This window comes from Polymorphospora sp. NPDC051019 (assembly GCF_040683055.1).
GTDB lineage: Bacteria > Actinomycetota > Actinomycetes > Mycobacteriales > Micromonosporaceae > Polymorphospora > Polymorphospora lycopeni.
This window is the reverse complement of the sequence record NZ_JBFBCH010000027.1, coordinates 70,058-90,852: the sequence shown is the minus strand read 5'-3', so window position 1 is coordinate 90,852 and position 20,795 is coordinate 70,058. Positions and strand designations below refer to the sequence as shown.

Annotated in this window: 23 protein-coding genes and 1 tRNA gene; 18 read left to right on the top strand and 6 right to left on the bottom strand. The window is 71.4% G+C overall.

Annotation, left to right across the window (positions count from 1 at the left end):
* The first annotated feature begins 175 nt into the window (after positions 1-175).
* The 12 genes from AB0M79_RS32180 (at position 176) to AB0M79_RS32125 (ending at position 7,124) form a co-directional block, all read left to right on the top strand.
* On the top strand, positions 176-346 hold the full coding sequence (locus tag AB0M79_RS32180; RefSeq protein ID WP_364221159.1) for a hypothetical protein: 171 nt from the start codon (positions 176-178) through the stop codon (positions 344-346).
* Positions 347-424: 78 nt separating this feature from the next.
* The gene (locus AB0M79_RS32175; protein WP_364221157.1) at positions 425-1,270 is read left to right on the top strand and encodes an FtsK/SpoIIIE domain-containing protein; all 846 of its coding nucleotides are present in this window, start codon (positions 425-427) and stop codon (positions 1,268-1,270) included.
* Positions 1,267-1,482, top strand: a complete 216-nt coding sequence (locus AB0M79_RS32170) for a hypothetical protein (RefSeq protein ID WP_364221154.1) — start codon at positions 1,267-1,269, stop codon at positions 1,480-1,482. The genes AB0M79_RS32175 and AB0M79_RS32170 overlap by 4 nt, the downstream gene beginning before the upstream one ends.
* Before the next feature lie 82 nt (positions 1,483-1,564).
* The gene (locus tag AB0M79_RS32165) at positions 1,565-1,987 is read left to right on the top strand and encodes a DUF6197 family protein (RefSeq protein WP_364221151.1); all 423 of its coding nucleotides are present in this window, start codon (positions 1,565-1,567) and stop codon (positions 1,985-1,987) included.
* Positions 1,984-2,283: a hypothetical protein gene (locus AB0M79_RS32160; RefSeq protein WP_364221148.1), complete on the top strand. Its 300-nt coding sequence runs from the start codon at positions 1,984-1,986 to the stop codon at positions 2,281-2,283. The genes AB0M79_RS32165 and AB0M79_RS32160 overlap by 4 nt, the downstream gene beginning before the upstream one ends.
* Positions 2,280-2,660, top strand: a complete 381-nt coding sequence (locus tag AB0M79_RS32155; protein WP_364221145.1) for an RRQRL motif-containing zinc-binding protein — start codon at positions 2,280-2,282, stop codon at positions 2,658-2,660. The genes AB0M79_RS32160 and AB0M79_RS32155 overlap by 4 nt, the downstream gene beginning before the upstream one ends.
* Before the next feature lies 1 nt (position 2,661).
* Positions 2,662-2,952 (top strand): hypothetical protein, encoded by a 291-nt coding sequence (locus AB0M79_RS32150; RefSeq protein ID WP_364221142.1) that lies wholly within the window; start codon positions 2,662-2,664, stop codon positions 2,950-2,952.
* A complete protein-coding gene (locus AB0M79_RS32145; RefSeq protein ID WP_364221139.1) occupies positions 2,939-3,688 on the top strand; it encodes a hypothetical protein in 750 nt (249 codons plus the stop codon). The genes AB0M79_RS32150 and AB0M79_RS32145 overlap by 14 nt, the downstream gene beginning before the upstream one ends.
* A complete protein-coding gene (locus tag AB0M79_RS32140; RefSeq protein ID WP_364221136.1) occupies positions 3,685-3,963 on the top strand; it encodes a hypothetical protein in 279 nt (92 codons plus the stop codon). The genes AB0M79_RS32145 and AB0M79_RS32140 overlap by 4 nt, the downstream gene beginning before the upstream one ends.
* On the top strand, positions 3,963-5,720 hold the full coding sequence (locus tag AB0M79_RS32135) for a replication initiator (protein WP_364221133.1): 1,758 nt from the start codon (positions 3,963-3,965) through the stop codon (positions 5,718-5,720). Before AB0M79_RS32140 ends, AB0M79_RS32135 begins: the two co-directional genes overlap by 1 nt.
* 37 nt (positions 5,721-5,757) lie before the next feature.
* Positions 5,758-5,964 carry a helix-turn-helix domain-containing protein gene (locus AB0M79_RS32130; protein ID WP_364221130.1) on the top strand — a complete coding sequence of 69 codons (207 nt, stop codon included), beginning with the start codon at positions 5,758-5,760 and terminating at the stop codon, positions 5,962-5,964.
* Positions 5,961-7,124, top strand: coding sequence for a site-specific integrase (locus tag AB0M79_RS32125; RefSeq protein ID WP_364221127.1), 1,164 nt, complete (start codon positions 5,961-5,963; stop codon positions 7,122-7,124). Before AB0M79_RS32130 ends, AB0M79_RS32125 begins: the two co-directional genes overlap by 4 nt.
* Before the next feature lie 65 nt (positions 7,125-7,189).
* Here the strand turns inward: AB0M79_RS32125 and AB0M79_RS32120 are convergent.
* Both AB0M79_RS32120 and AB0M79_RS32115 read right to left on the bottom strand, forming a co-directional pair.
* Positions 7,190-7,266 (bottom strand) — tRNA-Pro (locus AB0M79_RS32120).
* 85 nt (positions 7,267-7,351) lie between these two features.
* On the bottom strand, positions 7,352-8,245 hold the full coding sequence (locus tag AB0M79_RS32115) for a metallophosphoesterase (RefSeq protein ID WP_364221124.1): 894 nt from the start codon (positions 8,243-8,245) through the stop codon (positions 7,352-7,354).
* Positions 8,246-8,270: 25 nt separating this feature from the next.
* On the opposite strand from AB0M79_RS32115, the gene AB0M79_RS32110 reads away from it, so the two are divergent.
* Complete coding sequence (locus tag AB0M79_RS32110; protein WP_357538676.1) at positions 8,271-8,726, top strand: GatB/YqeY domain-containing protein; 456 nt, start codon at positions 8,271-8,273, stop codon at positions 8,724-8,726.
* 75 nt (positions 8,727-8,801) lie between these two features.
* On the opposite strand, the gene AB0M79_RS32105 is transcribed toward AB0M79_RS32110, so the two are convergent.
* Complete coding sequence (locus AB0M79_RS32105) at positions 8,802-11,192, bottom strand: transglycosylase domain-containing protein (protein ID WP_364221184.1); 2,391 nt, start codon at positions 11,190-11,192, stop codon at positions 8,802-8,804.
* A 402-nt stretch (positions 11,193-11,594) separates the two neighbouring features.
* Between AB0M79_RS32105 and AB0M79_RS32100 the strand changes: the two genes are divergently transcribed.
* Entirely contained in the window at positions 11,595-11,891 is a 297-nt protein-coding gene (locus AB0M79_RS32100) for a WhiB family transcriptional regulator (protein ID WP_212825692.1), read from the top strand.
* Here the strand turns inward: AB0M79_RS32100 and AB0M79_RS32095 are convergent.
* The 3 genes from AB0M79_RS32095 to AB0M79_RS32085 all read right to left on the bottom strand — a co-directional run bounded on the left by AB0M79_RS32095 (position 11,878) and on the right by AB0M79_RS32085 (position 15,423).
* The gene (locus tag AB0M79_RS32095) at positions 11,878-13,029 is read right to left on the bottom strand and encodes an ArsA-related P-loop ATPase (protein ID WP_364221120.1); all 1,152 of its coding nucleotides are present in this window, start codon (positions 13,027-13,029) and stop codon (positions 11,878-11,880) included. The genes AB0M79_RS32100 and AB0M79_RS32095 overlap by 14 nt on opposite strands.
* 272 nt (positions 13,030-13,301) lie before the next feature.
* Positions 13,302-14,276, bottom strand: a complete 975-nt coding sequence (locus tag AB0M79_RS32090; protein WP_364221117.1) for an ArsA-related P-loop ATPase — start codon at positions 14,274-14,276, stop codon at positions 13,302-13,304.
* A 28-nt stretch (positions 14,277-14,304) separates the two neighbouring features.
* Positions 14,305-15,423, bottom strand: a complete 1,119-nt coding sequence (locus AB0M79_RS32085) for a hypothetical protein (RefSeq protein ID WP_364221114.1) — start codon at positions 15,421-15,423, stop codon at positions 14,305-14,307.
* A 218-nt stretch (positions 15,424-15,641) separates the two neighbouring features.
* On the opposite strand from AB0M79_RS32085, the gene AB0M79_RS32080 reads away from it, so the two are divergent.
* The 4 genes from AB0M79_RS32080 to AB0M79_RS32065 are packed head-to-tail and all read left to right on the top strand — an operon-like array spanning position 15,642 to position 20,791.
* Complete coding sequence (locus tag AB0M79_RS32080; protein ID WP_013736319.1) at positions 15,642-15,797, top strand: DUF4177 domain-containing protein; 156 nt, start codon at positions 15,642-15,644, stop codon at positions 15,795-15,797.
* On the top strand, positions 15,794-16,255 hold the full coding sequence (locus AB0M79_RS32075) for a RidA family protein (RefSeq protein WP_357538672.1): 462 nt from the start codon (positions 15,794-15,796) through the stop codon (positions 16,253-16,255). The genes AB0M79_RS32080 and AB0M79_RS32075 overlap by 4 nt, the downstream gene beginning before the upstream one ends.
* Before the next feature lie 49 nt (positions 16,256-16,304).
* Positions 16,305-17,138 (top strand): MBL fold metallo-hydrolase, encoded by an 834-nt coding sequence (locus AB0M79_RS32070; protein ID WP_364221109.1) that lies wholly within the window; start codon positions 16,305-16,307, stop codon positions 17,136-17,138.
* On the top strand, positions 17,135-20,791 hold the full coding sequence (locus AB0M79_RS32065) for an adenylate/guanylate cyclase domain-containing protein (RefSeq protein ID WP_364221106.1): 3,657 nt from the start codon (positions 17,135-17,137) through the stop codon (positions 20,789-20,791). Before AB0M79_RS32070 ends, AB0M79_RS32065 begins: the two co-directional genes overlap by 4 nt.
* Positions 20,792-20,795: the final 4 nt, after the last annotated feature.

The window sequence follows — 20,795 nt, the reverse complement described above, 5'->3', positions numbered from 1 at the left end:
GTGCCGGTCGGTCTGGATCTGCCCGACGTGGCAGCCGAACCGATCACCCTCCCGACGCAGAAGCCGGCCAAGCCAGCCGCCGCCGCGTCCGCGAATGGCAAGAAGCCGGCTCCCGCCTCGGGTGAAGCCGACGACCTGTCCGACTGGATCTGACCCCGCGAAGGAGGAGCACCTGATGTCCGAGAACATCACCGACCTTCCCGTTCCGGGACAGGACCCGGACGACGCCGACGTCAACGGCCACACCGGCGCCGATCTTGAGGTTCCGCTGCTGGACATCGGCGGCTACCTCGCCTGCGGCTGCCACGGCTCGCAGCGCGAGCACACCTGTCAGCCGTTCGACTGACAGCCATTCCGCTCGGGGGCGCGGATTTCCGCGAGGTGCCGCGTCCCCTCCTACTGCTTCACCAAGGGAGCACACATCATGACCATCAACACACCGGCTGTCGTGCCGGTCGGCCCGTCGCTGTCGATGTACGACCCAATCTATCTGGGCATCGACGAGTTCGGTGAACCCGTCTACCTCAACCTCGTCTACCGCAACCTGCTCGCCGGCGGTGAACCCGGCGGCGGAAAGTCCGGCCTGCTCAACGCCATCGCAGCCCACGCCGCCCTGTCCGTCGACACCCGCCTCGTCCTGCTCGACGGCAAACTCGTCGAGCTTGGCCTGTGGGCCGACGTCGCCGACGAATTCGTCGGCCCGGACATCACCCACGCCCTGACCGTCCTGCGCCGTCTTCAGACGGTGATGAACAACCGGTACGCGTGGCTGCGCGCACACGGCCGACGCAAGATCGCGCCCGGTGACGGCATGTCGGTCATCACCGCGATCATCGACGAGATCGCGTTCTACTCCGCGACCGTGGGCAGCAAGCCCGAACAGGAAGAGTTCGTCGCGCTGCTGCGTGACCTGGTCGCTCGGGGTCGTGCCGCCGGCATTCCCGTCGTCGCCGCGACTCAGCGGCCGAGCTTCGACATCATCCCGACCAGCCTGCGGGATCTGTTCGGTTACCGGGCCGCGTTCCGGTGCACCACCCCGAACACCTCGAACATCGTCCTCGGCCACGGCTGGGCCGAACAGGGCTACACCGCCACCGACATCGCGCCCACGAACCAGGGCGCCGCGTACCTAATCGCCGAAGGCGGCACGCCTCGCCGGATCAAGGTCGCCTACCTGTCCGACACCCAGATTCAGGCGATCGCGGACTACGCCGCCTGGGTCCGCCGCCCCACCACCTCGTCCCGGCTTGATTGGGAGGTCGCCGGATGAACACCAGAGAACGCGCCCGCGCCAAAGCCGACAACGCACGGGCCGCCCAGTTCACCGAACTGTGGATCATCGGCACGCCCGAGGACGTCAGCGCGATCGTCCACCAGGCATCCGCCTCCGGGCTGCTCGTATACGCCTCCGCACCCGAACGGGTGTCCCGCGAAGACCCGCGCTTTCGCCGCTACCTGCGGCTGCGGACCGCACCGAAGTAGACGGCCGACAGGACCGGACAACGCCTGCCAGCAACGCCGGTCCTGCCGACCACTCCACAACCCGTGAAAGGACGTGGTTGCCGTGAAGGCTACCCACCAACCGCCCACCACCGGGGACACCACCCCGGCCGACCTGCTGCGCGGTGCCGCCCTCTACATCGAACGCCACGGCTGGAACCAGGGCGCGTTCTTCCAACTCCCGACCCGCCACCGGCTCGCCCCGGCCTGCGCCATGGGCGCCCTGCGCATCGCCGCCACCGGCACCGCCGCCGGCATCATCCTCGACGACGTCTTCACCCAGGTCCTGGCCGCACAGGCGATCCTGGCCAACCACCTCGAACCCGACTACGACCACACCACCGACCTCGAAGCCGACCTCAACTTCGAGGTCATCAGCGACTGGAACGACGACGGCGACCGCACCGCCGCCGAGGTCGTCACCGCCCTCCGCGACGCCGCCAACCTCTGGGACCACCGCTACGGCATTGGCGGTGGGAACGCATGAACGGCGTCAACAACCACTTGACACCTGTCCGGCCCGCACCCCGCCGCCGGACCGTCGTCGAGAACGACGAATTCGCCGCCTTCACCCGACGCATCATCGCCGCCCACGGCCGCCGCGTCGCCACCGGAGACGTCGAAGCCCTCCGCGACCTCGTCGCCCTCTCCGAAACCCTCGACAACGCCATCGGACAGGCCGTCATCGGGCTTCGCGCCTTCGGCTACTCCTGGGCCGAGATCGGCACCCGCCTCGGCATCTCCCGCCAGGCCGCCCAGCAACGCTGGGGCGGCACCCCATGACCGACTTCCCCCTCGACCGCGTCGCGATCCCGGTCGAGTTCCACGACCCGCACGGCACCCGCTACGGCTTCCCGACCTTCCCCTACCGGGGAGCACCCGACGGCCTGGCGACCATCCGCCAACTGCGGGCCGCCGGCCTTCGTCCCGGCGGACACGACCCGGTCGCCCAGATCTACTGGCGCCACCGTTCCGGCCGCCGCGTCGCCTACCTCTACCGAATCGACCTGGCCAAGCCGAAGCGCACCGCCACCCCCGCACAGCGCGTGGCGATCGGTCGGGCGCTGCTGGCCCGCCGTACCTGCACCACCTGCAACCAGGTCAAGCCCTACTACATCCCCCGCCGCTACGGCGAATGCCTCGACTGCATCGGGAGCTGACATGTCCTTCCACCTTGCCGACCCCTGCCTGTGGTGCATCGACGGCAACACCCCCGCCGGCATCCACGGCGTCCTCAACGAGGTCTACCGCCCCTGCCCCGTCTGCCTCATCGTCTGCGACCTGTGCGAAGGCGAAGGACTCTTCCCCGCCGAATACACCTGCCTGCACTGCCTCACCGACCGGCTCGCCCGCCTCGGCCTCGCCCCCGTCCTGTGCGCCCACTGCCTCGGCGTCATCGACCTCATCCCCCGCGACACCACGAAGGAGGCGACCTGCGATGTCGAACACTAGAACCCACCGCGCCGAGGGCCTGGTCCTGGTCCTCATCCTGCTCACCGTCGCCGGATTCGCCGGCGCCGCCTCCTTCACCCACGTCAAGGACTGGACCCTCGACAACAGCCCCGCCGGCACCGGCGAATGGTTCGGCTGGGCCAACGCGGTCATCAGCGAACTCGTCCCCATCGCCGCGCTGCTCACCATCCGCCGACGCCGCCGCACCGGCCAGCCCATCGGCTACCCCATGTTCCTGCTCATCGCCGCCGCCGGCCTCTCCCTCGCCGCACAACTCGCGGTCGCCAAACCCGGACCGTCCGGCTGGCTACTGTCCGCCGTACCCGCCCTGGCGTTCATGGCCCTGGCCAAACTCGTCCTGTCCACCACCCCGGCCACCAACCCCCAGGACACCACCGACACCCCGACCGTCGACACCCCGGCCACCACGCCGGCCGTCGACACCACGCCGACCCCCACCCCGACACCGCCCGTCATCGACGAGCCCGCCGACCCGGCACCACCCGTCGACGAGCCGCCGGCCGTACTGCCGGCCATCACCCCCACGACGGAACCCGTCACCGTTCCGCCGCACCTGGTACCCACCGCCCGGTTCGTCGTGGTCAACCACGAACAGACCACCGGACGCCCCATCACCGCCGACGAACTCGCCGTACGCATGAGCGTCACCCCGGCCGTCGCCGGACACCTCCTCGACACCGTCAACACCCCCGCCCTCAACGGCGGTCCCCGATGACCATCCACCTCGTCGACCTGGAACGGGTGCTGCACACCTGCCCGGCCCACCCGGAGCCGCACCCCTACGACATCCGACGCACCGTCGTCGCTGTCATCCCTGGCGGTCCCTGCCTGGCACCGGTCACCGTCCGCTGCGGCACACAGACCGCACTGATCCCGTGCCACCGGCACGAACCGGAAAAGCGCCAGTGTGGCGCCTGCCGGGTCATCGTCACCGAACGCACCATCACCGACATCACCACCGGCACCCGTCCCACCCAGGACGTCGCCTGATGGTGTCGACGCTGGACCTCACCCCCCGCGCCTCCTCGGCCCGGGGGGTGGGCTCGAACGCTGACACCCCACCCGCCGACTACACCGCCGCCGGCTCCGCCCTCCTACGCGCCGGACAACCCGACTACTTCCGCTGGCTCGACCACGTCCGCGCCGCCGCCGGCTGCACCCGCCCCATCCGCCTGACCGGCCACCTGTTCACCATCGAAACGGCCACCGGTCGGCTGATCGACGAGCGGCACACCGACCACCTTCCCGACGCCGCGATCTACAAGGCGTGCGGCAACAGGCGTGCGACCGTCTGCCCGGCCTGCGCGGGCGTCTACCAGGCCGACGCCTACCAGCTCCTGCGCGCCGGCCTCGTCGGCGGCAAAGGCGTCCCCGACACCGTCAGCCGTCATCCGGCGGTGTTCGCCACCTTCACCGCCCCGTCGTTCGGCACCGTCCACACCCGCACCGTCCGCGTCCACACCTGCACCAACCGGAAGCGTTGCGACTGCCGCCCGGACCCGTGCCACCCCCGCCGCGACACCGGCCTGTGCCGCCACGGTCGTCCCGCCGTCTGCTGGGCACGCCACGAACCCGACGACGCCAACCTGTCCCGGCCGTTGTGCCTGGACTGCTACGACCACGACCACCAGGCCGTCTGGAACGCCTTCACCGGCGAACTCTGGCGCCGCACCAAACCCATCGCCGAACGCCACCTCAACCAGATCGCCCGCCGACACGGCATCCCCGACGTCCTGGTCACCACCGCCAGCGGCAAAACCCGACGCGTCCCACCCGTCCGCCTCTCCCACGGCAAAGCCGCGGAGTTTCAGGCACGCGCCGCAGTGCACTTCCACACCCTGATCCGCGCCGACGGCGTCGACCCGACCGACCCGACCGCCATCGTCCCACCCCCGCCGGTCATCACCGTCGACGACGTCGTCCAAGCCGTCACCCTCGCCGCCCAACGCGCCACCTACACCACCCCGACCCACCCCGACCAACCCGAAGGCTGGCACATCGTGTGGGGCGAACAGCTCGACGTACGCCCGATCAGCCTCAACGGTGGCGAGGTCACCGACGGCATGGCGGCCGGCTACCTCGCCAAGTACGCGACCAAGAGCACCGAAGCGACCGGCCACCGATCGACCCGCCTCGACGCCGACACCATCGCGGACCACGCCGATCCCGACGGCGACCACACCGCCCGCCTCATCGACGCCTGCTGGCGACTCGGCCGACCCACCGGCACCCCGGCCCCGCTGTCGAGTCGACCCCGCGACCCCCGGCCGGAACCCGGCTTCGGACAGCCGTGGAACTGCCCGGACTGCGGCACCCGGACCCGCTACCGGGCCTGCCCCGTCTGCGTCGCCGAACGTCAAGCCGCCCTTGACACCAAACCGACGAACCCGACCAGCGCCAACCCGTACACCCGGCTGCGCAGGTGGGCTCACATGCTCGGCTACGGCGGCCACTTCCTCACCAAAGCCCGCCGCTACTCCGTCACCTTCCAACTCCTGCGCGACACCCGCATCACCTACCGCCGCCACGAGGACCAAGCCGACGAGCAGCACCGGCCCGCCGTCGACGAGTCCGACACCGTCGTCGTCGGCGTCCTCACCTTCACCGGCGCCGGCTGGCACACCACCGGAGACGCCCTCCTCGCCAACACCGCCGCCGCCCTCGCCCGCGACCGACAACACACCGCCCGCGAAGAACTCGCCCACGAAGCCAGCCAGACCGCCGCCGACCTACCGCACGCCGCGTGACCTCCACCGGTCCACACCCGACAGAAAGGCAACCCTGTTGACCGAACCCGCCCCCAAAGCGCTCTACCGCATCCCCGAAGCCATGCGGCTACTCAGCCTCAGCCGCTCCGTCATCTACGAACTCATCCGCTCCGGCCGGCTGCGCACCGTCAAGGAAGGCCGCACCCGCCTGGTCCCACACTCGGCCATCGTCGAGTACGTCACCCTCCTGGAACAGGAGAGCATGAGAGGAGTCGCCGCATGACCAAACGCCGAAGCCGTGGCGACGGCGGACTGCACTGGGACGAAGCCCGGCAACGCTGGATCGCCTCGGTCACCGTCGGCTACACCCCGGCCGGCAAACGCATCGTCCGCAAAGCCAGCGGCAAAACCAAAACCGAAGCCCACACCAAACTCCGCGAAAAGATCCGCGAGTACGAAGACGGGCTCGTCATCGCTGAGCAGCACTACACCATCACCGAAGCCGTCACCGACTGGTTGACCTACGGACTCAACGGCCGATCAGATCGCACCAAGACCAAATGCGAGATCTTGTGCCGTACCCACATCATCCCGGCCATCGGCGCCCGCAAGCTGCGGGACCTCCGTGCCCTGGATATCGACCGCTGGCTAGCCGACAAGGCCAAATCCCTGAGCACCCGCACCCTTCGTGACCTCTACGGGTGCCTCAACCGCTCGATCAATCGAGCCATGGCCCGAGACAAGGTCAAGCGCAACGTCGTCGCGCTGTGCACCGTCCCGCGCGGCCAAGAGGGACGCCCCTCCAAGTCACTGACTCTCGATCAGGCCAAGGCGCTTCTTAACGCCGCTGAGGGAACCCGTCTGCACGCCTACGTCGTGCTGTCGCTTCTGACGGGTGCGCGTACCGAGGAACTGCGCGCCCTGCGCTGGGATCATGTCGACCTCGACGGCCGGCCCGACCTTGACCCGCCGCTGCCGCCCGCCATGCAGGTATGGCGCTCTGACCGCGACGGTGGCGACACCAAGACCCGCAAGTCGCGGCGGACGCTCGCCCTTCCGGCCCGGTGCGTCTCCGCGCTCGAACTTCACCGCCAACGCCAAAACCAAGAGCGCCGGACTGCCGGCAAGGACTGGCACGCGCTCGACCTGGTCTTCGCCAGCACTGTCGGCACTGCCCTCGACGCGGCCAATGTCCGCCGGGCCTTCCGCCGAGTCGTCACCCTGGCCGGCCTCGACCCGGCAGCCTGGACACCCCGTGAACTACGGCACAGCTTCGTGTCGTTGCTCTCCGACAGCGGCGTAAGCCTGGAAGACATCGCGGACCTGTGCGGACATTCGGGGACGACGGTCACGGAGATGGTCTACCGACACCAGCTTCGCCCGGTCCTGCTCCAGGGGGCGGCGGTCATGGATCGCATCTTCGCGGCGACGCCAGAGCCATAGTCACCCAGTTGGTAACCCAGGAAGCAACAGAGGGCACATCCGTCGATAGGATGTGCCCTCTCACCTGGTCGGGGTGGCCGGATTTGAACCGACGACCTCTTCGTCCCGAACGAAGCGCGCTACCAAACTGCGCCACACCCCGAGGCGTGCCGACAAATAGTAGCCCACCGCCGCCGAGGGGCAAACTTGGATCCCCCTGCCGTGCCGAACCGGCAGGGGGACGCGCGTCAGCGGGGGATCAGCGTCAGCAGCGAGGCCTCCGGGCGGCAGGCGAACCGGACCGGCGCCGTCGGGTGGGTGCCGATGCCGGCCGACACGTGCAGCCACGAGTCGGAGCCGGGCCAGCGGTGCAGGCCCTTGGCCATCGAGGTGGGCAGTTCGCAGTTGGTGACCAGGGCGCCGACGAACGGCACGCACACCTGCCCGCCGTGCGTGTGGCCGGCGAGCAGCAGGTCGAAGCCGTCCGCGGCCATCCGGTCGAGGATCCGGGGCTCGGGGGAGTGGGTCAGCGCCACGGACAGGTCGGCCTGCTCTGGGACCGGGCCGGCGACCTGGTCCCAGTCGTCGCGGCCGATGTGCGGGTCGTCGACGCCGGCGAGTTCCACCACCCGACCGCCGATCTTGGTGCTGGTGCGTGCGTTGTTCAGGTCGGCCCAGCCGGCGCCGAGCAGCACCTCACGCAGGTCCTCGTACGGCAGGTCGACGCCCTGGACGTACTCGCGTTCGGGCAGCAGGTAGCTCAACGGGTTCTTCCACACCGGCCCGCGGTAGTCGTTGGAGCCGAAGACGAACGCGCCCGGGAAGTCGAGCAGCGGCTGGAGGGCGCGCAGCGCGCCGGGCACGGCGTCGGGGTGGGCCAGGTTGTCGCCGGTGACCACGACGAGGTCGGGGTCGGTGGCGGCCAGCGACGCCACCCATGCCTGCTTGCGGCGTTGGTCGGGGGTCATGTGCATGTCCGACAGGTGCAGGATGCGCAGCGGCTCCGCGTCGGGGGCGAGAACCGGTACGTCGAACCGGCGCAGGGTGAACATGTTGCGTTCGACGAGGGACGCGTACGCCAGGGTGCCGGCGCCGACGGCGGCGGTGGCGGCGGCCAGCCGCATAACAGTGCGCTTTCGCATGGCGTTCAGGGTAGTTTCACCAGCCATGAGCACGTTGAAGGACACTCTCACGACGGACATGCGCGCGGCCCTGAAGGCGCGTGACGAGCTGACCACGTCGACGCTGCGGATGGCGCTGGCGGCGATCGGCAACGCCGAGGTCGCCGGGAAGGCCAAGCGCGATCTGTCCGACGACGAGGTGCTCGCGGTGCTGACCCGGGAGGCGAAGAAGCGGCGTGAGGCGGCCACGGCGTTCGCCGACGCCGGCCGGGGCGACCAGGCGGCGAAGGAGACGGCCGAGGGCGAGGTGCTCGAGCGCTACCTGCCGAAGCAGCTCGGGGACGAGGAACTGGCGGAGCTGGTCGCCGGCGCGCTGTCCGCCGGTGGGTTCACCGGCAAGGCCCAGATGGGCCCGGCGATGAAGGCGGCCCAGGCCGCGGTGGCCGGCCGGGCCGAGGGTGGCCGGGTCGCCGCCGAGGTACGCCGGCAACTCGGCCTCTGAGCGCCGTACAGGTCCGAAAACCCGCGAGGGCGGGCACCCGTCGGGGTGCCCGCCCTCTTGTCGCGTACGGCGTCGTCAGTCGTCCGCACCCGGTGACGGGCTCTGGCTGCCACCGCTACGGCCGTTGCTGACCTGGATGGAGACCGCACCGCCCCGGATGGTCCGGCCGTCGGGGCTGGTGCCGGCGACGGTGCCGGCCGGGCAGCTGGAGTCGACGCGGCCCGAGTCGACGGAGACGTCGAAGCCGGCGGCGCGCAGCCGGGACCGGGCGGTGTCCACGTCCTGGCATCTGACGACCGGGATGCTGCGCTGTTCACCGTTGACGAGCTTGCCGCTCGGCGGCGTGAACTGCTTGGTCTCCTTGTTTTTCATGCCGTCCCGCAGCGTCTCGTAGACGGCCGGGTTGACGATGTCGTGGCTCATCCGGGCCGTGGTCTGCGCCCAGTCGGGGTCGGCGAGGATGCCGGCGACGGCGAGCTGCTTGGTGGTGACGACCAGCGAGGCGGTCTTCTCGCTGTCGGTGGTGCCGGTCTTGCCGGACACCGGCTTCTTCACCACGCCGCGGATGCCGGTCGCGGTGCCGCCGTCGCAGCGGCTGGTGGACGAGCCGTCGCCGACCGGGCAGCGGCCGGCGTCGATCGCGGCGCGGGCCACCTCGGGCTTGAACTCGTCCTTGCAGCGTGGGTTGGCGACGTCGAGCTTGTTGCCATCCTGGTCACGGATTTCCTGGACCGGGATCGGCTCGCAGTACTTGCCGTCCGCGGCGAGGGTGGCGTAGGCGTTGGCCAGGTCGAGCGGGGTGGTCGACGAGACGCCGAGGGTGAAGGCGCCCCACTGCTTGGCACCCTGCGGGTTGTTGGCGATCCGGGCGTCCTCGGCGGCGCGGAACTGGATGCCGGCACGCTTGGCGGCGTTGACGACGTTGTCGGCACCGACCATGTCCTGGAGCTTGACGAAGTAGGTGTTGACCGAGCGGCCCATACCGCTCCACATGTTCCGGACGCCGTTCATCCAGGACGGGTTGGCGTTGACCGGGCAGTACTTGTTGGTGCCGGGACAGGCGGCGTCGCTGCCCCGCTCGACGATGTAGCTGGTCTGGAGCGGAGAGGTGGCGTTGATCGACGTGGCCAGCGGGTAGCCCTTCTCCAGCGCCGCGACCAGGGTGAACATCTTGAACGTCGATCCGGCCTGGTAGCCCGTGATGTCGTTGCCACCGGTCATCAGCGGGTTGGTGGTGTTGGGGTAGGTGCCCCGGATGCCCTGCCGGGCCTTGGCCGGGTTGCTGGACATCTTGTTCTGCGGGTTGTTGGGGTCGTCGAGCTTGAAGACCCGGTTGACGGCGAGGGCGCGTACCCGGCCGGTGCCGGGCTCGACGGCCGCGACCATCAGCGCGTTCTTGTTGTCGTTCTTGATCCGCTTTTCAATGTTCTTGTTGGCGGCGTCCTGGGTGGCGACGTCGAGCGAGGTGACGATGCTGTAGCCACCGCTCTTGAGCCGGCGCTCCCGGTCGTAGCTGGTGGCGCCGAAGGTCTCCTGATCCATCCACCAGCGGTAGAAGTAGTCGCAGAAGAAGCCCCAGGTGGCCTTGTTCGCGGCGACGCAGCCGTTCGGGGCCCGCTTGCCCTTGACCTTGAGTTCGACGGCCTTGGCCTCGGTGGCCTGCTGGGCGGTGATGGCGCCGGTGATGACCATCTGGTCGATGACGTAGTCGCGCCGGGCGACCGCCTGCGGGTAGCCGCCTTCGGTGGTCGGGTCGAAGGCGGACGGCGCCTTGACCATGCCGGCGAGCATCGCCGCTTCCTCAATGGTCAGGTCCTTGGGGTGCTTGCCGAAGTAGACCTGGCTGGCGGCGAAGACGCCGTACGCGCCGTTGCCGAACGGGGCGATGTTGAGGTAGCGCTCCAGCACCTCGTCCTTGGACATCTCCTTGGTGATCTGCATCGCGTAGCGCATCTCGCGCAGCTTGCGGGCGTTGGTGTCCTCGGTGGCGGCCACGACGTCCTGCGGGTGGGTCGCCGAGTAGGCGATGGCCAGGCGGACGTACTGCATGGTCAGGGTCGAGGCACCCTGCTGGGTGGCGCCGGCGGAGTTGTTGGCCACGAAGGCCCGGGCCACGCCCTTGACGTCGACGCCGTTGTGCTCGTAGAACTTCTTGTCCTCGGCGGCGATGATCGCCTGCTGCATGAGTACGTTGACGTCCTTCAGCGGTACGTCGCGCCGGTTCTCGTCGTACATCGTGGCGAGCGGTGTCTTGCCGTCCGATGCGTAGAGGTAGCTGATCTGGGGCGCGCTCTTGACGGTCAGCTCGCTCGGCAGCTTGTCGAACGTCTCGGCGCCCGCCTTCGCGGCGAGACCGGACAGGGCCACCGCGGGAAACGCCGCCGCGGCGACGACCACGCCCGCCAGAAGGCCACAGATGAGCAGCGACGCGGCGTTGGTCAGGAGGTTGTGGTCACGCTTCCGCATCCAGGTCACTGGGTCAGGGTACGCGAGTGACCAACGGGGTCGCTTGCCGTGTACTTCGCCCATTTCCTCACGGCGTCGGCCTCGTTGTGCTAGACGCATGGCCCTGCGTGTCCGGGTGCGTCGTCTTCGCTCTCGAGTCTCCCCTCCAGAGCCGGCCGGCGCGGCGTTTTCCGGCTTTGCGCGGGTATCACAGCTTCTGGTCGCTGGCCGAACTGGGCAGAGTGTCCGGATTAATGATTTGGCTGACGACGTTGCGTAATCGGTTGACTACAGAGCATGATGGTCCGGCGAGTATCGCACGTCACTCGCGGGTGCTGGGGGAAGGCAGCCGCGGGTGGCCGGGGGTTTTGCCGGCCGATTGGCACTGGTCGGTAGCGGGACTGCAAGGGGGGACGTGGACACATGGGCATGATCACAGACTGGCCCACCATGGCTGCGTGTCAGAGTGGAGACCCTGACGCGCTGTTCGTACAAGGCGCCGAGCAGAACGTGGCGAAACGGATCTGCCGCAGCTGCCCGGTGCGCTACGAATGCCTGGCCGACGCGCTCGACAATCGCATCGAGTTCGGCGTGTGGGGCGGCATGACCGAGCGGGAACGGCGGGCACTGCTGCGCCGTCACCCGCAGGTGGCCAGTTGGCGCAAGATGTTCGAAGCCGCGCTCCGCGACAAGGAAAAGGTCCTCGTCACGGCCGGCTGATAGCCGAACCGATCACCCGCAGCCCGTCGACGTCGTGCACGTCGGCGGGCTGCGCCGCGACCGACACCACCGGCACCGCCGGAAACGCGTCCGTGAACCTCGCGGCCACCTCGAGTTCCCGGGCGGTCTGCCGCACCAACGCCGCATGCACCCGCAACGCCTCGGCCGTCACCGCATGACCGCCCAACTCCTCCAGCCGCTCCGCCGCCGCCAGACTCTCCGCCGCCGACAACCCCTCCACCGCGCTCTGGTGCACCCGGTTGAGGACCAGCCCCGCCAGCGGCATCCGCTCCTCGCCGAGCCGGCCCGCGAAGTACGCCGCCTCCCGGACAGCGTCCGGCTCCGGCGCCGCGACCAGCAGAAAAGCCGTCTCCCGTGCCTGCAGGATCCGGTACGTCTGCTCGGCCCGCTGCCGGAACCCGCCGAACATCGAATCGAACGCGGCGACGAAACCGGACAGGTCAGTCAGCAACTGCGCCCCGAGGATCTTCTGCACCACCCGCGAGAACATCCCGAACGACGCCGTCACCAGGCTGAACATGCTCCGGCCACCAGCACGGGCCGGCGCCAGCAACATCCGCAGCATCCGGCCGTCCAGGAACCGCGACAACCGCGCCGGCGCGTCCAGGAAATCCAGCGCGGACCGGGACGGCGGCGTGTCCACCACGATCAGGTCCCACTCGCCGCGGGCATGCAACTGCCCCAGCTTCTCCATCGCCATGTATTCCTGCGTGCCCGCGAACGTCGAACTCATCGCCTGGTAGAACGGGTTCGCGAAGATCTCCGCCGCCTTCGCCGGATCGGTGTGCGCCAGCACCACCTCGTCGAAGGTGCGCTTCATGTCCAGCATCATGGCGTGCAACTCGCCACCACTGGCCTCGGCGTCGATCCCCTTCACCTGGCGCGGCGTGTTGTCCAGTTCACTCAACCCCAACGACTGCGCCAACCGGCGCGCCGGGTCGATCGTCAACACCACCGTACGGCGGCCGTGCCGCTCGGCCGCCCGCAACGCCAACGCCGCGGCGGTCGTCGTCTTCCCCACGCCGCCCGAGCCACAACAGACCACGATCCGTACGCCGTCATCGGCGAGAATCCGATCCACGTCCAGCCGTGGCACCTGGTGATCAGAGGGCACCAACCGAGCGTACTTTGCGGTGACTTGGTTGGGCTCCGTTGGTTGGTCCTCGCTCCGCTCGGACGGCTCGCTCCGCTTCGCGCCGCCTGAATGCACCGTCTTCGCCCTGCGGGCATGACGGCTCCGCCGCATGTCCTCGGGCTCCAGACGGTGCGGCGGCGCTCGGTCGACTCGCGACCTGGTCACCGTCTACGGCGGTCCGCCGATTGCTTCGCCGTGGTGTTGCTGTCGAGGATGGCTGGGCTTTTGTGGCCGTCCCACGCGGGGTGTCGGGCTTACTTCCGGGATGGGGCGGCGAGGATCTCGGCGAGCTGGTCCAGGGTGGGGCGGGTGATGCCCTGCGGGATCAGCGGCAGCTCGATCATCGGGCGGCCGAGTTCGGCCAGTTCGGCACGAAGTGACTCTTCCATCGCACGACGGGTGAGATGGGCCTTGGCCTCGGTGTGCAGGCCGGCGACCATGGCCCGGTCGGCGGACAGGCCGGCCGCGGTCAGGCCGCGGCGCAACTCGGTCTGGGTGACCTTGACGCCGGCCAGCAGCGGCTCGCGGGTGCTGTTGACGATCACGTGGCCGATCGGGATGCCGAGCGCCGTCAGCTCGGCGATCGCGTCGACGGTCTCCTGGACCGGCATCTCCTCGAGCAGCGTGACGACGTGGACCGAGGTGATCGGGGAGCGCAGCAGGGCCGCCACCCCCTCGCTCTGCGTCTTGATCGGACCGACCTTCGCCAGCCGCGCCGTCTCGGTGGTGACGTTCAGGAACCGCCCGATCCGTCCGGTCGGCGGCGCGTCGAGTACGACGGCGTCGTACACCCGCCGGCGGTCGGTGGTGCGGGTGGTGGCCTCCTTGACCTTGCCGGTGAGCAGCACGTCGCGCAGACCCGGGGCGATCGTGGTGGCGAAGTCGATCGCCCCGAACTTGCGCAGCGCCCGACCGGCGGCCCCCAGCTTGTAGAACATGTCGAGGTATTCGAGCAGGGCTTCCTCGGGGTCGACGGCGAGCGCGCGGACCTCGCCCCCGCCCACGGCACCGGCGATCCGCCGCTCCTCGTACGGCAGCGGGGCGGTGTCGAAGAGTTGGGCTATGCCCTGCCGGCCCTCGACCTCGACCAGCAGGGTCCGCCGTCCTCCGCCGGCGAGGGCGAGAGCCAGCGCGGCGGCCACGCTCGTCTTGCCGGTGCCGCCTTTGCCCGTGACCACGTGAAGTCGGGCCGGCCAGTTCTCGTTGGCTGACTGCTCACCTGCTCGCACAGATCCGAGGGTAGCCAGCCGACGGGGCTCACCCCACCTCGCAGACCCACCAGCCGGTTTTCTGCACCACGGTGAACCTCAGTTCCTGGTCGGCGCTCTTCTCGTCGTCGGTGAGCATGGTGAGCTTGACCGAGACGATCGCCCGTTCCTCGTTCTGGTCGTCGACCTTCGGCGGTTCCCAGTCGAAGCGTGGGTTGGCGTACGTCGTCGAGTAGTTGCTGATCTCCTCGACCTTCTTGCTGATCGCGGCCTCGTCGCGGGCCTCCGAGCACACCAGCGCGGCCGCCCGGTCGGCGTCGCGGTCGGTGTAGACCGCCTTGAGGAAGTTGTCGACCGCGGCGACCGGTTCGGCCGCGCCGTCGCTGCCCTCCGCGTTGCGCAGCAGGAAGAAGGCGCCGAGGCCGCCGCCACCGCAGAGCAGCAGCACGAAGACGAGGACGATCGAGGCGATCAACAGACCGCGGCGCTTCTTCGGCGGCTGCTGCGGCGGGTAGCCGGGCTGGCCGGGGGCGGGCGGGTAGCCGGGCTGGCCGTACTCGCCGGGGTTGCCGTACGGCTGGCCGGACACCGGCTGGCCCGGGTAACCCGGGGACTGCGCCGCGTACGGCTGCCCCGACGTCGGCTGTCCCGGGTAGGGCTGCCCCGACATCGGCTGGCCGGACACCGGCTGCCCCGGATAGGGCTGACCGGACGTCGGCTGCCCGGGATAGGGCTGCCCGGAGACCGGCTGGCCCGGCGGCGGATACTGCGCGGCGGGCTGCCCGTACGGCGGCTGCTGCCCGTAGCCGGGCGCCTGTCCGTAGCCGGGCTGGTCGTAGGTCGGCTGGCCGTACGACGGTGGTCCGGGTTGGGCCGAGACCGGCGGCTCGAACTGGCCGGGCGGTGGTCCCGACGGGGGCATGGCCGGCGGTGGCGGCGGGCTGCTCGGCTCGGCCGGCTTACCCAGCCCGACGCCGGGCGTGGCCGGCGGAGCGGAAGCCGGCGGAGCCGGTGGGGCGGAAGCCGGCGGCGGTGCGGCCGGGCCGGCGTCCATGCCCGGCCAGAGCGGCGCCGGTGCGTTGGGATCCGGTGCCGCGCCCGGGGAGACCGGCTGATCCGGCTGACCGTTCGACGGCGGCGTGGCGCCACCGCTGGGTGGTTGGGTCATCGTCTCCCCTGTGAAGCGACGGAACCGAGAAAGCGACGGAACCGAGAAGTCGTGGCGGGACAGCCTACGTGCCGTCCGCCCGGTCAGGGTAGCGGTCCGCCGCCCGGCACGGGTCCTCCGTCCGACCCCGGTCACGCTCCGTATCGTTGAGTCGCCGCGCCGGCCCCGAGCCGGCGGGCCGCGCCGGCCCGGTCACCCTGGCGGGTTAGGGTGCCGGCATGCAGAAGTGGGAGTACGCCACCGTCCCGTTGCTGGTGCATGCCACCAAGCAGATCCTCGACAACTGGGGTGAGGACGGCTGGGAATTGGTCTCGGTCGTGCCCGGCCCCAACCCGGAGCAGCTCGTCGCCTACCTGAAGCGGCCGAAGGCATGAGCACCGGGCCTTACGCGAAGCTCGCCGAGCTGGGCCTGACGATCCCCGAGGTCGTGCCACCGGTGGCGGCGTACGTGCCGGCGGTACGTTCCGGCCAGCACGTGTACCTCTCCGGCCAGTTGCCGATCGCCAACGGGAAGCTGCTCGCCACCGGCAAGGTGGGCGCCGCCGTCAGCGCCGAGGAGGCCAAGGACCTGGCCCGGCAGTGCGCGCTCAACGCCATCGCCGCGATCGACTCGGTCGCCGGGCTGGACAACGTCGTACGGATCGTGAAGGTGACCGGCTTCGTCGCCTCGGCGCCGGGCTTCACCGGACAGCCGGGCGTGATGAACGGGGCGTCGGAGCTGTTCGGGGCCGTTTTCGGGGAGGCCGGGCGGCACGCCCGCACCGCCGTCGGCGTCGCCGAGCTGCCCCTGGACGCCCCGGTCGAGGTCGAGGTCATCGTCGAGGTCGCCTGAGCGTGGTCTCGTAGCAGGATCGTCAGATCCGGGTCGTACGATCGCAGCCATGACCGCGCACGTGACAGCACCGGCGGCGGCGCTGGCGACCCGGCTCCCGGGCTGGGCGACGCTGCTGCGTGCGCCGAACCCGGGGCCGATGACGCTCGACGGCACCAACACCTGGGTGCTGCGGGCCGACCGTGACGCGCCGGCCGTCGTCATCGACCCCGGGCCCGACGACCCGGACCATCTCGCCGCCATCGCCGGGCACGCGCCGGTCGGGGCCATCCTGATCACCCACGGTCACCCCGACCATGTCGAGGGCGCCGGCCGGCTCTCCGTGCTGCTCGGCGGGGTCGACGTGATCGCGGTCGACCCCGCCCACCGGATCGGTGCCGAGGTGCCGGAGCCGGGCGGCGACCTCAGCCGGTTCGGGCTGCGGATCGAGGTGCTGGCGGTGCCGGGGCACACCCACGACTCGGTCTGCTTCGTGGTCGACGCCGGCGGCGAGCGGGCGGTCTTCACCGGCGACACGATCCTCGGCCGCGGCACCACGATCGTGGCCTGGCCCGACGGCGACCTCGGCGACTACCTCGCCAGCCTCGAACTGCTCACCGCCTACGACGACGTGCCGGCGCTGCCGGGGCACGGCCCGGCGCTCGCCGACTGCGCGGCCGCCGCCCGTTTCTACCTGGCCCACCGGCGGGCCCGGCTCGACCAGGTGAGGCAGGCGGTCGCCGCGGGCGCGACCACCCCGGCCGAGGTGGTCGCCACGGTCTACGCCGACGTCGACCGGTCGCTGTGGGCGGCCGCCGAATGGTCGGTCCGGGCCCAACTCGCACACCTGGATCGGGAAAACGGGGAATCCGGCCCGGGCTCCGGTGGGTTGGACCCTCCGTGACCTGCCCGGTGTGTGGAACAGTCGCCGTGCCCGGCGCGCGGTTCTGCCACAACTGCGGAGCCGCGCTGCCGGCCGCCGCGACCCTGCCGGCCGCCGAACGACGGGTGGTAACCGTTCTTTTCGGCGACCTGTCCGATTTCACCTCCTGGTCGGAGGACCTCGACCCCGAGCGGGTCGGCGCGGTCACCGACCGGGTGCTGGCCGCCCTGGCCGGTGCGGTCAAGACCTTCGGCGGCCACGTCGACAAGCTCACCGGGGACGGCATCATGGCCGTCTTCGGCGCACCCGTCGCCCACGAGGACGACGCCGAACGGGCCGTCCGCGCGGCGCTGTCGATGCAGCGCGCCGTCCGCCGGGTCCTCGACGACGAGCGCGGCGGCGGCGCGCCACTCGGGCTGCGGGTCGGCCTGAACACCGGTGACGTGGTCGCCGGCATCCAGGCCGCGATCGAATACACCGTCATCGGCGACACGGTCAACACGGCCGCCCGGCTCGCCGACGCCGCCGCGATCGGCGCGGTCTACGCCGGTGCCACCACCTCCGCCGCCACCCGCCACGTCGCCTCCTGGCGCCATCTGCGGCCGCTGCGGCTCAAGGGCAAACGCGAGCCGGTCGAGGCGTACGAACTGCTCGGCCTGCTCGACGCGCCCGGCACCCGGTCCGGGCTCGGCGACGAGGCGCCGTTCGTCGGCCGCGACGCGGAGATCGGCCGGGTCGCCGGCCGGCTCGCCGAGGTCATCGACCAGGACGAGCCGCGGGTGCTGGTGATGACCGCCGAGGCCGGCATCGGCAAGTCGCGGTTCGCCGCCGAGGTCGAACGCTTCGCGGCCGGCTACGACGTCGGCGCCGGGCGCTTCGCCAGCCACACCGGCGCCCGGGTGCTGTCGGTGCGCTGCGCCGCCTTCGGCGAACGGCGCCGGCTCGGCCCGCTCGCCGACCTGGTCCGCACCACCGTCGGCCTGCCCCGCGACGCGGCCACCGCGGTGACCCGTACGGTCGTCGAGGAGCGGCTGCGCCGCCTCGGGCAGCGGCTGACCCGGCACCGGGGCGAGCCGCCGACGGTCGCCGTCGACCTGCTGATGGCCCTGATGGGCTACGGCGACATGCCGCCCGAGATCGGTGCGCCGACGCCGGCCAACGACTGGGCCCAGGAGACGCCGACGGTCGACGCCGACGCCGTACCCACGGCGGTTGCCGACCTGCTCACCGCGCTCGCCGCCGAGACACCGCTGCTGGTGGTGGTCGACGACCTGCACGACGCGACCCCGGAAACCGTCGACGCCCTCGGCGTGACCCTGTCCAGGCTCGCCGGGCCGGTGCTGGTGCTGCTGCTCGGCCGCCCCGAACTGGTCCGCACCGCCGGGGCACTGACCCGGGTCGCCGACGCCGAGGTGCACGCCCTGCCACCGCTGCGGGGTGCCGACGCCGCCCGGTTGCTGACCGCCTACCTCGGCGGCGGCCGGCTGCCGCAGTCCGACGCGGACCGACTGCTGGCGACCGCCCAGGGTAACCCGTTCTACCTCGCCGAACTGGTCACCCTGCTGCGGGAACGGGGGGCGCTGACCCCCGCGGTCGGGGCCAACTCGGCCGGTACGTGGCGACTGGTACCCGGTTCGCTGGGCAGCCGGCTGCTCTCCCGCGACCTCGCCGCGGTGCTCGCCGCCCGGATCGACGCGTTGCCGCCCGACGCCCGCTCGGTGCTGCGCGACGCCGCCGTGATCGGCGACTCGGTGCCCGCCGGCACGCTGGAGGCGCTGCGCGAACGGCGGGGCGGGCGCGACGGCCGGCCGACCGCCGTCATCGCGGTGGAGCTGGAACGCGCCGTCGACGAGCTACTCCAGCGGCGGATGCTGCACCGGGTCCGGGAGGGCTACGCCTTCACCACGCCGTTGATGCGGGAGGCCGCCTACGCCGGCATCGGCAAGGCGGATCTGGCCGAGCGGCATGCCGCCCTCGCCCAGTGGGCCGCCCGCCCGGCCGGCGAGTCATCCGCCGTCCTGGGCGCGACGGTCGCACCGGGCGGGCTGCCCGCCGCCGAGCGGGACGCGTTCATCGCCGATCACGTCGAGCGGGCGGTCAGCCTGGCCGACGCGGTCGGGCTGCGGCCGGATTCGGTGGCCCGGGCGGTCGCGCCGCTGGGCGTCGCCGCGCTGGGCCGGGCCGCCCGGCGGGCCAGCGCCGCCGGCGAGCCGGCGACCGCGGTCGCGTACGCCGAACGGGCCGCCGCGCTCGCCGACGACCTGGTGCCGGCGGCCGACCGGCTGATCCACGCCCGGGCCCTGCTCCAGACCGGCCGGGTGGCCGACGCGCTGGCCTACGCGGAGAAGATCGGCGCCAACGCGGGCGACGACGCGGCGAGCCGGGCCGGTGCGCTGCTCATCGCCGGGCGGGCCTACGCGACGCTGGGCGAACAAGCCCGGGCGGTGCCCATCTGGCAGGAGGCTCTCCAGGTGGCGACCGACGCCGGGCTGCCGACCGAACGCGCCCAGGCGATGCGGCGGCTCGGCATGGCCGACTTCCTCGCCGGGCGGCTCAGCCGGGCGAGCAGTCGCTTCGCCGCCGCCTACCAGGTCAACCTGGCCGCCGGTGACCGGCTCGGCCAGGCGTGGTCGTTGCAGAACCTGGCCTGGGTGACGACGACCCGGGGCGACTTCGCCGGCACCGACGCGGTGCTCGGCCGGGCCGCCCGCCTCTTCGCCGAGCTCGGTGACCCGGTCGGCCGGTCCTGGCTGCGCGGCACGACCGCCTTCGCCCGGCTGCTCGCCGGCCGGTTGGCCGAGGCCCGCCGGCTGGCCCGGCTCTTCCTGCCGTTCGGCGAGCGGGTGGGCGAGGCGTGGGCGGTCGGCACCCTGCGGGCGGTGGAGGCGTTCGCCGCCGCCGAGTTGGGTGAGCTGGCCGACGCCGACCGGGAGGCCCGGCGTGCCTACCGCGACTTCGACGCCGCCTCCGACGACTGGGGCCGGGGGTTCGCCCTCGTCGTACGCGGTGCGGTGGCCCGGAGCCTGGGCGAGCACGAGCACGCGGCCGACCTGTTGACCGACGCGCTGGGTTACGGCCAGCGGACCGGGCACCCGCTGCTGACCGGGTTCGCCGGCACGTTGCGCGGGTTCGTCGCCCTCGACCGGGGTGACGTCGAGGCGGCCGAACGCGACGCCCGGCGAGTGCTGACCGCGGTCGAACCGCACAACCCGCTGGCGCCGGCCCAGGTCGGACCGCGGGTGCTGCTGGCCACCGCCCGGCTCACCGCCGGCGACGCGGGGATGGCGGTGGGGCTGCTCGCGCCGCTCGCCGCCACGGCGAAGGAACCGTCGCTGCTGTTCCCCCGGGCGCAGGCGGTGGCCCGCTACGCGTCGGCGCTGCTGGCCGAGGGGCAGGCGGTGCAGGCGCTGGACTGGGCCCGGCGGGCGGTGTCGATGCCGGCCGAGGACGTCCGTAGCCGGGTGCTGACGGCCGGTGTGCTGGCGCGGGCGCTGCACGCGAACGGGCTGCCGGCCGAGGCGCTGGTCGCGGCCGACGACGCCGTACGGCTGGCCCACTCGACCGAGCAGGTGAGCGAGCGTACGGCGGCGGAGGTGCTGCGGGATCTTCTCGGCGGCGGCCCGGATTCCGGCGTACGCGACGATTCCGCCACGCCGGCCGCACCGCTACCCTAGGGCG